The organism is Leifsonia poae (assembly GCF_020009625.1).
Classification (GTDB): domain Bacteria; phylum Actinomycetota; class Actinomycetes; order Actinomycetales; family Microbacteriaceae; genus Leifsonia; species Leifsonia poae_A.
The window spans coordinates 878,185-891,643 of sequence record NZ_JAIHLP010000002.1; the positions used below are offsets into that span (position 1 = coordinate 878,185).

The window sequence follows — 13,459 nt, forward strand, 5'->3', positions numbered from 1 at the left end:
TTGCTTGACCTTCGGGATGCGCGGCGTAGCGTTCAGTCATGGCGACATCCGACACCGACGTCGTCGAGATCGACGGTCACCGGCTCCGGCTGACCAACCTCGACAAGGTGCTGTATCCGCAGACGGGGACGACCAAGGCAGATGTGATCGGCTATTACGCCGCGGTCGCCGAGGCGATGATCCCGCATGTGCGCGACCGTCCGGCCACCCGCAAACGGTGGGTGCACGGCGTCGGAACCCCGGAACACCCCGGGGAGGTCTTCTTCCAGAAGAACCTCGGCGAGGGGACACCCGTGTGGGTGCACCGTCGGAGCGTCGAGCACAAGAACCACAGCAATGACTACCCGTTGGTCAACGACCGGTCCACACTCATCTGGCTTGCGCAGATCGCATCCCTCGAACTGCATGTTCCGCAATGGCGGATCTCTCGCACCGGCGAGCCGCGCAACCCGGACCGTCTCGTGCTCGATCTCGACCCGGGCGATGGCGCCACCCTGGCCGACTGCGCCGAGGTCGCCATGCTCGCCCGGCGCATCCTCACCGGGATGGGCCTTGACCCGCTGCCGGTGACCAGCGGGTCGAAGGGCATCCACCTCTACGCCCGGCTCGACGGATCGCAGACCAGCGAGCAGATCTCGGCTGTGGCCCACGAGTTGGCCCGTGCGCTCGAAGCGGACAACCCCGACCTGGTGGTGAGCGACATGAAGCGAGCCATCCGCGCCGGCAGAGTTTTCGTCGACTGGAGCCAGAACAGCGCCGCGAAAACCACGGTCGCACCGTATTCGCTGCGCGGGCGATTCGCTCCCACGGTCGCGGCACCACGCACCTGGCGCGAACTCGCCTCGAAAAGCCTCGCTCAGCTCGACTATCAGCAGGTGCTCGCACGGCTGAAACAGCGTGGCGACCCTCTGGAGGCCCTCTCATCCGGACACCCCGACGAGAGCGCGCAGGCCGCTGCGGAAGATCGCCTCACCGTGTACCGCAGCAAACGGGATGCGGCCAAGACACCGGAACCGGTGCCGGCAGAAACTCCGCATTCCACCAGCGGCCGCACCTTCGTGATCCAGGAGCACCACGCCCGGCGCCTGCACTGGGATTTCCGGCTGGAGCGCGACGGAGTGCTGGTCAGCTGGGCGCTGCCGAAAGGACCACCCACTGACCCCGGCACGAATCATCTGGCTGTGCACGTGGAGGACCACCCATTGGAGTACGGCGCGTTCGCGGGGGACATTCCGCACGGGGAATACGGCGCCGGGCATGTGACGATCTGGGATGCGGGCGACTACGACACAGAGAAATGGCGGGAAGGGAAGGAGGTCATCGTCACCCTGCACGGCGCCGAGGGCGGGGGCCTCGGCGGCGAACGGAGGTTCGCGCTCATCCACACCGGAGGTGAGGGGAGGGCCGATCAGAACTGGCTCATCCACTTCATGAAGCGGGAGAGCGGCGAACCCTCGAAGGGAGCAGCCGAGCCGGCGAAGCACCCGGCGGCGCCTGGCGCGGGGTTCAGAGGGAAGTCCCTCTCCCCCATGCTCGCCACACTCGGTTCGGCCGCCGATGTGCACGACGAGTCCGAGTGGGCGTTCGAGATGAAGTGGGACGGCATCCGTGCCGTCGCCGAGGTGCGTGGCGGGGCGCTTCGTGTGAGCACCCGCAACGGCAACGACGTCACCGCCGGCTATCCCGAGCTCTGCGGGATCGTCGACCTCGTCGGCGACCACGATGTGGTGCTCGACGGCGAGATCGTGACGCTCGACCCCACCGGACGGCCGGACTTCGGGCTCCTGCAGACGCGGATGGGGCTCAGCCGCCCGGCCGAGGTGGACGCGGCCGTCGCGCGGGCACCCGCACACTACCTGGTCTTCGATCTCCTCGAACTCGACGGCGAGGACCTCCGCGAACACGACTACGACACCCGCCGCACCGAACTCGCCGCCGTGCTGGCACCCCCGAAAGGGCACGCGGTGCAGGTGCCGCCGGCGTTCGACGGCGACCTGCGGCATGCGATCGACAGCAGCCGCGAGCTCGGACTCGAGGGGGTGATGGCCAAGCAGCGCGACGGAACGTACGCGGCCGGCCGGCGCTCCCGCACGTGGATCAAGATCAAACACCACCGCATGCAGGAGGTGGTGATCGCCGGGTGGCGCCCCGGGAACGGCCGACGCTCCGACGCCGTCGGCTCGTTGCTGCTCGGCGTGCCCGATGGCGAGGGTCTTCGCTACGTCGGTCGCGTGGGCACCGGGTTCACCGACCGCGCGCTGGACGACCTCAAACAGCGGCTGTCAGCGCATCCGCGGAAGACGAGCCCGCTTCGGGACGTGCCCACACTCGACGCCCGTGACGCCCACTGGGTTCGCCCCGAGCTGGTCGGCGAGGTCGAGTTCGCCGAATGGACGCCGACGCGCCGCCTGCGCCAACCGAGCTGGCGGGGCCTACGGCCCGATAAGGCCGTCTCAGACGTCAGGATCGAGTAGCGCCTGCGAGGTCGTCGCCGCTCTCCTGATACGTCCCGTGGCCGGAGATGACGAGGTCGCCGTCGAAGATCAGGACCTCGCACACCAGGCCGCCGCGCTGATTGCGGTAGTTGATGACCAGCGCGTCCAGACCGGCATAGACATCCACCACCTCGAAACGGAGGTCGGGGATGCGCCGGAGCCCTTCGCTCCAATAGGCGCGGATCTCGGTCTTGCCTCGCAGCACCCCGTCGCTACCATCGAGCAGCTGGCGGGCCGCCGGGGAGCTGAACGTCGCCTCATCGGCGAAGTGGGCGAGAACGGCGTCGAGGTCGTGAGAGTTCCAGGCGTCGACCCAGGAACGAGCGAAGGCGTGCGGATCGGTGACGGTCATGGCTTGAACCTAGCGCGGACCGACGACGCCCGGCCGGTGTTTTCCACGTGCGGGCGTCCTCGGCGCTAGGATTCCTTCGTGAGCACAACAGATTCCGCCCCCCGCACGACCGCCGACATCGACGACGAGCACGGAACGCTCGTCCGCAGCCTGAGCGCCGTGCTTCCCGGCCAGCTCGGCAAGATCATCGCGACCGTCGTCGTGCTCGTGTCGCTGGTGTTCTTCGTGTGGAGCCTCATCGCCACCTGGAGCGGAAACGCTGACAGCTTCCTGCCGCTCTTCCAGGTGTTCGTCGCCGGAACGGTCGTCTCGCTCAACGCTCTCTACGCCAACAAGACCTTCAGCTACGTCGTCACCCTGATCGGGGCGGTCCTCTGGCTCTGGGTGTCGGTCACGCCGTTCCAGCCGTTCTTCCAGGTGCTGTTCCAGGCGCTCACGGTGACGATCATGATCGCCGGCGTCGTGTTCTCGCTCGCCGCCGTCGAGCAGAGCAAGAAGCCCCGCTTCTGACCCGGGAGACCGAAGACCCCGGCACCAAGGAGCCCGTCGATACGACCCCGGCGCGCCGGCGCCACTTCGTCGACCTCTCCCCGCTGAGGGAGAGCCCAGCATTCGCCCGCCTTTGGGTGGGCGGCGCGATCTCGGGCATCGGCGGCCAGATGACCATCGTGGCCGTCGGGCTGCACATCTACGACCTCACGCATTCGACGCTCGCCGTCTCGTTCGTCGCTCTGTTCGCCCTAGTGCCGATGATCGTGTTCGGACTCTACGGCGGCGTGCTGGCGGATGCGTTCGACCGCCGGCTCGTCGCCCTCGTCACCGCAGTTCTCGCGTGGACATCGACGGCCGGCATCGCCGTCTTCGCCTGGCTCGATATCCAGGTGGTGTGGCCGCTGTACATCCTCACCACCGTGAACGCCGTGGCGAGCGTCGTGATCGGCGCCACCCGGCAGGCCATCACCCCGCGACTGCTGCCGACACGGCTGCTCCCGGCGGCCAGTGCGCTCGGCGGCATCAGCATGGGCGTCATGGTCACCGTCGGCCCGGCGCTGGCCGGTCTGCTCGTCGCGAGCGTCGGCATCAGCTGGACCTACACCATCGACGTGATCATGTTCACCGCGGCCTTCCTCGGCATCTTCACGCTTCCGCGCATCGTCCCGCACGGCGACCGACAGCGTCCGGGCCTGGAATCCGTGCTCTACGGGCTGCGCTTTCTGAAGACGGCCCCCAATCTGCGCATGACGTTCGTCCTCGACCTCATTGCCATGACGTTCGGGCAGCCGCGGGCACTGTTCCCGGCAGTCGGCGCCCTTCTCATCGGCGGCGGTCCGGTGACCGTGGGCATCCTCACCGCGGCCGGGGCGATCGGCACGCTTCTGTCGAGCGTGTTCTCCGGTCGGCTCGGACACGTGCGGTGGCAGGGTCGCGCTGTCGGTCGGGCGATCATGCTGTACGGCGCGTGCATCCTCGGTTTCGGGATCGTGCTCACCGTCGTCGCTATCGGCGGATTCGCGCGCACCTCGCAGAATTTCGCCGACGCCAATCTTCCGGCACTGATCGTGGCCGCGCTGCTGCTTGCCGGCTCGGGAGCCGCCGACAACATCAGCTCGATCTTCCGCATGACCATCCTGCAGTCGTCGGCCCCCGACGCCATGCACGGTCGGCTGCAGGGCATCTTCACGGTCGTCGTCACCGGCGGGCCGCGCCTTGGAGACCTCTACATCGGCCTACTGGCCCTCACCGGCGCGTTGTGGTTCCCGCCGCTGCTGGGCGGGTTGCTGATCGTCGTGCTGGTGGCGACGGTGGTGCGCGTGCAGCGCTCATTCCGCCGTTACGACGCACTCGACCCGACACCGTAGCGTTCGCCGGTGTGCCGGCGATCCGAAGCCCGGGTCAATCCCTCGGCGGCAGCGGCAGCGGAGCCGGCGGCCCGATGTACCGGGATGACGGACGCACGATCTTGCCGTCGGCGGCCTGCTCGAGGATGTGCGCCGTCCAGCCGACCACGCGCGCTGCGGCGAAGGTCGGCGTGAACATCTCCCGGGGGATGCCGCAGAGTTCCATGACGACCGCGGCGTAGAACTCGACGTTCGTGTGCAGCTCGCGGCCCGGCTTCAGCTCGGCGAGCAGCTCGAGAACGCGGCTCTCCACGGTTACGGCGAACTCGACACGCCCGCCGCCGATCTCCTGGGCCATGCCGCGCAGCATCCGGGACCGCGGGTCCTCGGTGCGGTAGACGGGGTGGCCGAATCCCATGATGCGCCGGCCGGAGCGCACGGCCTCGGTGACCCAGGCGTCGATACGGTCTGGAGTGGCGATCTCGTCGAGTGTGTCGAGCGCACGGCTCGGAGCACCTCCGTGGAGCGGCCCCGACAGCGAACCGAGCGCGCCGACGACAGCGGCGGCCAGGTCGGCGCCGGTCGAGGCGACCACGCGGGCCGTGAAAGTCGACGCGTTGAACCCGTGGTCGATCGCGGCGGTCATGTAGGCGCTGACCGCCCGCTCGCGCAGTGCATCCTGCTCCGTCCCGGTGACCAGGTGGAGATAGTTGGCGACGTGGCCGAGGTCGTCCCGCGGGGCGCGCGGCCGCCGTCCGTTCGCGAGGGCGTGCACGTCGGCAAGCAACACCGGGGTGATCGCGGCCACCCGGATGGCGTCAGTGATCGACTCGGCACCGGTCTCGTCGAACAGCGGCCGGATGCGGTCTTCTGCCGCCACCGCTGCGAGCGCCATTCGCACCCCGGCCAGCGCATCCGCCCCGGCCGTCAGCCGGGCGATGGCCGGCAGCAGCTCGGCGACGGCGGGCGGAATGACCCGTGCCCGCACCAGACGCTCCCGGAAGGCGCGCAGTTCGCCACGGTCGGGCAGGGCCCCGAACAGGAGAAGATGCCAGACCTCTTCGAAGCTGCGCTCGGTCGCCAGCTCGATCGCCGAGTACTGGCGGTAGTGGTAGAAGCCTTCGTGCCCTCGCACATCACCAAGCGCAGTCTCGGCGGCGACCACATTGGTCAATCCGCGGGGCACCTCGATGAGGGTGTCGTCCATCCGGTCCGTTCGCATGGGTCTAGTGTGAATGTGTACTTCCGATGCGTCAACGTTGATTTGATCAACCTGGAGCCCGATGACCGACGACCTTCCGACCCTCACCGCCGAGCAGACCGCGGAACGCCTCGGTATCAAACTCGAGACCCTCTACGCCTACGTCGCACGCGGCCGACTCTCGCGCACCAGAACGGTGACGGGCTCGGCGTTCGATCCGCTCGAGGTCGAACGGTTCGCCGCCTCGCGACGGCACCGGTCGGCCGCGGCGCCCTCGTCTGCACGAGGTCGCTCGGACGGACGCCCGCTCATGGTCATCGAGACGAACTTCGCGCTCATCGACGACGACGAGCTCTACTACCGCGGGCGCGACGCCACGCAGCTCGCGGCGACCGCCTCGTTCGAGACAGTCGCCCATTGGGCGCTCACGGGCGAGTGGGTCGAGGCGGCGCGGTTCACCGCCCGCGCGGCCGTCGTCGACGCGCGAACGGTCGCATCCCTGCTGCCCGCCGCGGCCACGAGCCGCGACCGACAGCAGGTAGCGGTGACCGTCCTGGCCGCCGCCGATCCTCTGCGCTACTCGCTGGAGGCGGAGTCGGTCGTGACCGCCACGGAGGCCCTCGTCGCCGGCATGGTCGAAGTGCTGCCCGCGGTCGGCGCCGAAGCCGGGCCCTCGATCGCGGAACGCCTGTGGTCCCGCCTGACGCCGCGAGAGAGCACCGCCGCGGCGCTCACCGCGCTCGATGCGGCGCTGGTGCTGCTGATCGACCACGACGTCGCGATCTCCACCCTCGCGGCCCGGGCGGCCGCATCGGCACGCGCCAGTCCGTTCGCCGTGGTCACGGCCGGACTCGGCGCACTGGACTCCCCCCTGCACGGCAACGCCAGTCGCGCCGCGCAAGGGATGCTCAGCCGCGTCGTGGCGGGTGAGCATCCCGAGCGTGTGATCGCGGACACCATGGCGAGCGGCCGAACCGCGATCCCCGGATTCGGCCAGCTGCTGTATCGCGGGATCGACCCACGGGCCAGACGGCTCTTCGAATTGCTGCACGAGATTCCGGACGCAGCGTCGACGGTCGAGGCCGTCGAACGCATCGACATCGTGGTCGCCGACCGCACCGGGAGCCGGCCGAACGTCGACCTCGCCCTGGCCGCGCTCACCCACGCCACCGGCATGGCCGACGACGCCGGCGAGGTCGTGTTCGCCACGGCCCGAACCGTCGGCTGGGTCGTGCACGCGCTCGACGAGTACTCGCGCGCCCCGCTGCGCCTGCGCCCGGTCGGCCGGTACACGGCCCCCTAGCCCGGCCACCTGTCGGAAGAAGCGGGCTGGCCGGCGGGAATGTCTGCCAGGACGGAGGTTTCGGCGGCGCGTCGCGGAAACGTCCTTCCCGCGGGAGCGCCGGACCCGAAACTCACACCCGTTCGAGCATACTCACATCCCGCACAGCCCCCTTATCGGCCGAGAGCGCCATCGCCGCATAGGCGCGCAGGGCGGAAGAGACGACGCGCTCCCGTCCGCGCGGCCGGAACCCGCCGTCGGCGACGAGCCGGGCCCGGCGCTCGGCGAGCACGTCCTCCGGCACGTCCAGCTGCAGAAGCCGCGTGTGGATGTCGATGGTGATCCGGTCGCCGTCCTCCACGAGCGCGATGACACCGCCGGCCGCCGCCTCCGGCGAGACGTGACCGATCGAAAGCCCCGAGGTGCCACCGGAGAACCGTCCATCGGTGATGAGGGCGCACTTGGCACCGAGCCCGCGGCCTTTGAGGAACGAAGTGGGATAGAGCATCTCCTGCATTCCGGGCCCGCCACGCGGCCCCTCGTAGCGGACGACGACCACATCCCCCTCCTTGACGCGCTTGGTCAGAATGGCGTCGCACGCCTCCTCCTGGGAGTCGACGACGACCGCCGGTCCGGTGAACGTGAGGATCGACTCGTCGACACCCGCTGTCTTCACAACACTGCCGTCCACCGCGAGGTTGCCGCGGAGGATCGCCAACCCGCCGTCTTTCGAGTACGCGTGGTCGACGTCCCGGATGCAGCCGGTGCGGGCGTCGAGGTCGAGCGAGTGCCAGCGCTCCGACTGCGAGAAGGCCGAGGACGATCTCACCCCGCCGGGGGCCGCGTGGAACAGCTCGACCGCCTCCGGGCTCGGCGAGGCCGAGCGCACATCCCAGGCCGTGAGCCACTCGGTCAGCGAATCGGCGTGCACGGCGTGAACGCCCTCGTTAAGCAGCCCGGCCCGGTGCAATGAGCCGAGGATGGCCGGCATGCCGCCGGCCCGGTGCACATCCTCCATCAGGTACGTGCCGTTGGGAGCGACCTTGCAGATGCAGGGCACGCGGCGGGAGAGGCTGTCGATATCGTCGAGTGTGTAGTCGAGCTCGGCCTCCTGGGCGGCGGCCAGCAGGTGCAGGATCGTGTTGGTCGACCCACCCATGGCGATGTCCAGCGCCATCGCGTTCTCGAACGCCGCGTGGGTGGCGATGGACCGCGGCAGCACCGAGTCGTCGTCGCCGCCGTAGTAGCGCTCCGCCAGCCGCACGATCGTCGCACCCGCATCCTCGTAGAGCGCACGCCGCGCGGTGTGCGTCGCCAGCGTCGAGCCGTTGCCCGGCAGCGACAAGCCCAGCGCCTCGGTGAGGCAGTTCATGGAGTTGGCGGTGAACATCCCCGAGCAGGAGCCGCAGGTCGGGCAGGCGGCCTCTTCGACCGAGGCGACGTCCGCATCCGACGCCGCCTCCGTGGCGGCCGTCGTCATCGCGTCGATGAGATGCAGCCGCGTGCGCACGGTTCCGTCGACCAGCACCGCGGTGCCGCCCTCCATCGGGCCACCCGAGACAAAGACGGTCGGGATGTTCAGCCGCAGAGCCGCCATCAGCATCCCCGGCGTGATCTTGTCGCAATTGGAGATGCAGACGAGCGCGTCGGCGCAGTGGGCGTTCACCATGTACTCGACCGAGTCGGCGATCAGATCCCGCGACGGCAGCGAGTACAGCATGCCGCTGTGCCCCATCGCGATCCCGTCGTCGACCGCGATCGTGTTGAACTCGCGGGCGATCGCGCCCGCGGCCTGGATCGCCTCCGACACGATCCGGCCGACCGGCTGCAGATGCGTATGGCCCGGCACGAACTCGGTGAAGCTGTTCGCGACCGCGATGATCGGCTTGCCGAAGTCTTCGCGGGCGACGCCGGCGGCGCGCAGCAGGGCGCGGGCGCCGGCCATGTTGCGGCCGTGGGTGACAGTGCGGGAACGGAGAGGAGGCATGCTCCCATCGTCCGGCCGCACGACGCCGGCGGGAAGGCGGCGTTGCTCCTAGTACTCCCAGTACTCCCAGTACTAGTGTTCAAGGATGGCGAACAGCGACGACCGACGCCGAGAGCTCGGCCTCTTCCTCCGAGCCCGACGCGAGCAATCCGTCCGCGCCGAATACGGGCTGCCACCGGTGGGGCGCACCCGCGATCGCGGGCTGCGGCGCGAGGAGATCGCCTACCTCTCGGGCGTCAGCGTCACCTGGTACACCTGGCTGGAGCAGGGACGCGACATCAGCCCGTCCCGCCACGTGCTGGACGCTCTGGCGCGCACGCTGCACCTCTCGGACACCGAGCACGCCTATCTGCTCTCGCTCGCCGGGTACACGCCCGCCGCCGGCACCGAGACCCGCACCGTGAAGGATGCGCCCTCCCACATCCAGCGCCTGCTCGACGCGCTCGACCCGAACCCGGCGTACGCGATCGCCCACGACTGGGGCATCGCCGGCTGGAACACCGCATACGCCGCCCTCTACCCCCCGGTGGCCACCACGCCGGCCACCGACCGCAATTTGCTGTGGCTGGTCTTCACCGACCCATTCGTGCGCCGGCTGCTGCCGGATTGGGAGGTGACGAGCACCCGCTTCCTCGCCGAATTCCGGGCCGAGACCGGACCGCGCCTCGGCGATCCGGACATCGCCTTCCAGATCGAGAAGCTGAAGGAGGCGAGCCCCGAGTTCCGAGAAGGCTGGGCCCGCTACGACATCCACGGGTTCGAGTCGCGCGAGCGGCTCTTCCGGGTTCCCGCCGTCGGCACGGTGCACCTCGAACACCACCAGCTGTCCCCCTCCGACCATCCGGACCTGCACATCGTGGTCTACACACCGGTTGCGGGCACCGGCGCCGACGAGCAGCTTCGCCGGCTCGCATCCCGGTCCTGATGAGCTGTCCTGTCGCGCCTCAGCCTCGTCTCGTCGCGCTTTGCCCCGTCCCGCCTCGCCTCAGCCGGACGGATGCGGCGGAGCGGGTCGGGCGGGCGCAGCGTCGAGAGCGGCGAGAGCGTCGACCGGTGCTCCGGAGGCGCGGAGGCGGAAGACCAGACCAGCGATCGCACGATCGTAGGGGGCGTCCGAACCGGTCATCACCGAACGACCGTTGGCCGCGTCGAGCAGGGCGGTGAACTCGAAGGCGAGCTGCGCTCCGTCGGTGCCGGCCGCGAGCTCCCCCCGTTCCGCGGCCTGCTTGAGGCTGTGGGCGAGGTAGTCGTGCCAGTCGTCGAGGGCTCTGGAGAGCGCATCCCGAACCGGGCCGGGCTTGGAGTCGAAATCGGTCGAGGCACCGGCGAAGAAGCACCCTCCGGGAAACACGCGGTCGCGCGAATATGCGATCCAGTTGGCGAGCAGCGCAACCACGCGATCGAGACCGCGGGCGTGCGTTCGCGCCGGCTCGACAACCGTCGCAAGGAACCGTTCGCGGGCCGTGGCGACCGTGGCGAGCTGCAGGCGCTCCTTGTTGCCGAACAGGGTGGCGATGCCGCTCTTGCTCACCGCGGCGGCTTCTGCGATCCGGCCGAGGGAGAGTTGGTCGAGCCCTTCGACCGAGGCGAGGTCGGCCGCACGGGTGAGCACGACGGTGCGGGAGGCGTCCCCGCGGCGGCGGCGACCATCCGGATTCTCCATGCCGGCTAGTTTACGCACGATCGTTCGTCTAGCATACGAACGGTCGTGCGTCTTTTCCCGCGCGATCGGATCGAACGGAGTCGCCATGCGCACCACCCTCGCCCTCGCCGGCATCCACGCCGCCGAACGCCTCTCCCCCCGACTCGCCGCCCGCCTGGCCTCCCCGCTCTTCTACCGGGTGGGACGCCCCCTCGCCGTGCGGCCGAGCGAACAGGCCCTGCACACTCAGGCGGAGACGTTCCCCCTGATGGTGCGCGGACACACGATCGTCGGATACTCCTGGGGGTCCGGCCCGCGAACCGTGCTCCTCGTGCATGGCTGGCACGCGCGGGCCGCGCAATTCGCGCCGATCGTCCGTGGGCTGCGGACGGCCGGCCTCCGGGCCGTCTCCTTCGACGCCCCCGCCAACGGTGCCTCGAAAGGGCGACGAACGGACATCCGCGACTACCTCGCCGCCATCGACGCACTGCACACCCGGTTCGGACGGTTCGACGTCGCCATCGGCCACTCGTTCGGTGCGCTCGCCGTGCTCACCGCCGTTCGCGAGGGACTGCCGGCCGACGGTGTCGTCGCGATCGCCGGCATGGCCGACGCCCGCTACCTGGTCGACAGTTTCGCTGATCGACTGCGGCTGTCCCCCGCGACGGCCGAGGCGCTCGCTGCGCGATTCGCTCATCGCGTCTTCGCCCCCGATACGAACCCGTGGCCCCGCTTCGACGCCGTGGCCGCACCGCTCCCGGCGGGAATTCCACTCCTGCTCGTGCACGATCGCGGCGACCGGGAGGTTTCGATCCGCGAATCGGAGCGCCTGCACGAGGCCCACGGCGAGCGCTCCCGGCTCGTCACGCGGGAGGGCACAGGTCACTCGCGCATCCTCGCCGACGACGACACCCTCGAAGCCGTGGTCGGCTTCGTCACAAGCATTTCGGCCGGCAGCGTATCGTGACCGCCGCCCCTACCGGCGGAGCGCCTTGCGGGCCAGCCTGCTGCCCACGAACTGCGCCGCCTGAACCAGCACCACGATCGTGATGACCGCCACCCAGGTGACCACCCAGTCGTACCGCTGATAGCCGTAGGTGATCGAGAACGCGCCGAGCCCGCCGCCGCCGATGCTCCCCGCGATCGCCGACAGGTCGACGATCGCCACGAACACGAAGGTGTACCCCAGGATGAGCGGGCCGAGCGCCTCCGGAACCAGCAGCGTCGTGATGATCCGCCACGGGCCGGCGCCCATCGCGCGCGCCGCCTCGATCACACCGGGATCGATGGTCACCAGGTTCTGCTCCACGATCCGCGACAGCCCGAACGTGGCGGCGATCGTCATCGGGAAGATCGCCGCCGATGTGCCGATGAAACTCCCGAACAGGGTCTGCGTGAGCGGCGCGAGCGCCGTCATGAAGATGATGAACGGGATGGGCCGGATGAAATTGACCAGCACATTCAGCACCGTCGACAGAACACGGTTCTCCAGGATGCCGCCACGCCGGGTCGTATAGAGCAGCACCCCGAGCGCCAGACCGAGCACACCACCGATCACGAGCGTCTCAACGACCATCCAGAGCGTCTCGCCGATCGACTGCACGTACACCGGCCAGAGGGTTCCCCAGTCGCTCATGCGGCGACCTCCTCGACGTCCGTCACCCGGCGGAGGTCGGCGATCAGTGCATCCACGCCCACGTCGTCGCCGATCAGTTCCAGCGTCAGACTGCCGAAGGACCGCCCCTGCAACGCGCTGATGCCGCCGTAGACGATCTCGAAACGCACATTGTGGCGGCCCACCGCATCCGAGAGCACCGCTCCGAGGCGACCGTCGTCGTGGATGCGCGCCGACACGATGCGCCCCGCATGCTTGCCGCGCAGACGTTCGAGGTCGTCACCGGTGGGCTGGTTCTTCAGCACCGTGCCCACGAAACGCTGAGCGGTCACCGACCTCGGGGCAGAGAACACCTCGAACACACTCCCGGTCTCGATGACCCGGCCGGCGTCGAGCACGGCCACCCGGTCGGCGATCGAGCGCACGACCTCCATCTCGTGGGTGATCACCACGATCGTGACGCCGAACTCGTTGTTCACCCGCTTGAGCAGGCGCAGAACGTCGGCGGTTGTCTCCGGATCGAGGGCGCTCGTCGACTCGTCGGCGAGCAGGATGGCCGGTCCCGTCGCCAGCGCCCGGGCGATGCCGACCCGCTGCTTCTGCCCGCCGGAGAGCTGGTCGGGGAACGCCCAGGCCTTTTCCGTGAGTCCCACGAACGCGAGAAGCTCGGCCACCCGGGCCGTGCGTTTCTCCTTCGGCCAGCCCGCAACCTTCAGCGGGTAGGCGACGTTGCCGAACACGGTGCGGGAACGGAACAGGTTGAACTGCTGGAAGATCATCCCGATCCCGGCGCGGACACCCCGCAGCTTCGCCTCCGGAAGCCGAGTGATGTCCTCGCCGTCGATCAGAATGCTGCCGCTCGATGCCTTCTCGAGCGCGTTGATCAGCCGCACCAGCGTGCTCTTCCCCGCTCCCGAGTATCCGATGATCCCGAAGATCTCGCCGCGCTCGACCGAGAGGCTGATGCCGTCGAGCGCGCTCACGGTCGTGTCACCTGTGCGGAAAGTCTTCGTGACATCCCGGAACTCGATGAGCGGGCTCATCGGG

The 13,459-nt window shown here is 69.2% G+C and carries 12 protein-coding genes; 6 read left to right on the forward strand and 6 right to left on the reverse strand.

Annotated features, from left to right (window positions below; translation table 11 throughout):
- Positions 1–38 precede the first annotated feature (38 nt).
- Complete coding sequence (locus K5L49_RS04835) at positions 39–2,474, forward strand: ATP-dependent DNA ligase (RefSeq protein WP_223690867.1); 2,436 nt, start codon at positions 39–41, stop codon at positions 2,472–2,474.
- Here K5L49_RS04835 and K5L49_RS04840 read toward each other — a convergent pair.
- Positions 2,461–2,847: a nuclear transport factor 2 family protein gene (locus tag K5L49_RS04840; RefSeq protein WP_223690868.1), complete on the reverse strand. Its 387-nt coding sequence runs from the start codon at positions 2,845–2,847 to the stop codon at positions 2,461–2,463. The two genes, K5L49_RS04835 and K5L49_RS04840, sit on opposite strands and share 14 nt — an antisense overlap.
- A 78-nt stretch (positions 2,848–2,925) precedes the next feature.
- On the opposite strand from K5L49_RS04840, the gene K5L49_RS04845 reads away from it, so the two are divergent.
- Positions 2,926–3,357, forward strand: coding sequence for a hypothetical protein (locus K5L49_RS04845; RefSeq protein WP_223690869.1), 432 nt, complete (start codon positions 2,926–2,928; stop codon positions 3,355–3,357).
- On the forward strand, positions 3,354–4,706 hold the full coding sequence (locus tag K5L49_RS04850) for an MFS transporter (RefSeq protein WP_374107703.1): 1,353 nt from the start codon (positions 3,354–3,356) through the stop codon (positions 4,704–4,706). Before K5L49_RS04845 ends, K5L49_RS04850 begins: the two co-directional genes overlap by 4 nt.
- Before the next feature lie 34 nt (positions 4,707–4,740).
- Here K5L49_RS04850 and K5L49_RS04855 read toward each other — a convergent pair whose 3' ends face one another.
- A complete protein-coding gene (locus K5L49_RS04855) occupies positions 4,741–5,907 on the reverse strand; it encodes a citrate/2-methylcitrate synthase (protein ID WP_223690870.1) in 1,167 nt (388 codons plus the stop codon).
- Between the two features lie 61 nt (positions 5,908–5,968).
- Here K5L49_RS04855 and K5L49_RS04860 point away from each other — a divergent pair, with 61 nt between their 5' ends.
- Positions 5,969–7,189: a citrate synthase gene (locus K5L49_RS04860; protein WP_223690871.1), complete on the forward strand. Its 1,221-nt coding sequence runs from the start codon at positions 5,969–5,971 to the stop codon at positions 7,187–7,189.
- A gap of 112 nt (positions 7,190–7,301) precedes the next feature.
- Here K5L49_RS04860 and ilvD read toward each other — a convergent pair whose 3' ends face one another.
- Positions 7,302–9,155 carry a dihydroxy-acid dehydratase gene (gene ilvD, locus K5L49_RS04865; protein WP_223690872.1) on the reverse strand — a complete coding sequence of 618 codons (1,854 nt, stop codon included), beginning with the start codon at positions 9,153–9,155 and terminating at the stop codon, positions 7,302–7,304.
- An 85-nt stretch (positions 9,156–9,240) separates the two neighbouring features.
- Here ilvD and K5L49_RS04870 point away from each other — a divergent pair, with 85 nt between their 5' ends.
- Positions 9,241–10,080 (forward strand): helix-turn-helix transcriptional regulator, encoded by an 840-nt coding sequence (locus tag K5L49_RS04870; RefSeq protein ID WP_223690873.1) that lies wholly within the window; start codon positions 9,241–9,243, stop codon positions 10,078–10,080.
- A gap of 60 nt (positions 10,081–10,140) precedes the next feature.
- Here K5L49_RS04870 and K5L49_RS04875 read toward each other — a convergent pair whose 3' ends face one another.
- Positions 10,141–10,818: a TetR/AcrR family transcriptional regulator gene (locus K5L49_RS04875; protein ID WP_223690874.1), complete on the reverse strand. Its 678-nt coding sequence runs from the start codon at positions 10,816–10,818 to the stop codon at positions 10,141–10,143.
- Between the two features lie 85 nt (positions 10,819–10,903).
- On the opposite strand from K5L49_RS04875, the gene K5L49_RS04880 reads away from it, so the two are divergent.
- The gene (locus K5L49_RS04880; protein WP_223690875.1) at positions 10,904–11,764 is read left to right on the forward strand and encodes an alpha/beta hydrolase; all 861 of its coding nucleotides are present in this window, start codon (positions 10,904–10,906) and stop codon (positions 11,762–11,764) included.
- Positions 11,765–11,773: 9 nt separating this feature from the next.
- Here the strand turns inward: K5L49_RS04880 and K5L49_RS04885 are convergent, their stop codons facing one another.
- Entirely contained in the window at positions 11,774–12,433 is a 660-nt protein-coding gene (locus K5L49_RS04885; protein ID WP_223690876.1) for a methionine ABC transporter permease, read from the reverse strand.
- Positions 12,430–13,455 (reverse strand): methionine ABC transporter ATP-binding protein, encoded by a 1,026-nt coding sequence (locus tag K5L49_RS04890; RefSeq protein WP_223690877.1) that lies wholly within the window; start codon positions 13,453–13,455, stop codon positions 12,430–12,432. Before K5L49_RS04890 ends, K5L49_RS04885 begins: the two co-directional genes overlap by 4 nt.
- Between the last annotated feature and the right edge of the window lie 4 nt (positions 13,456–13,459).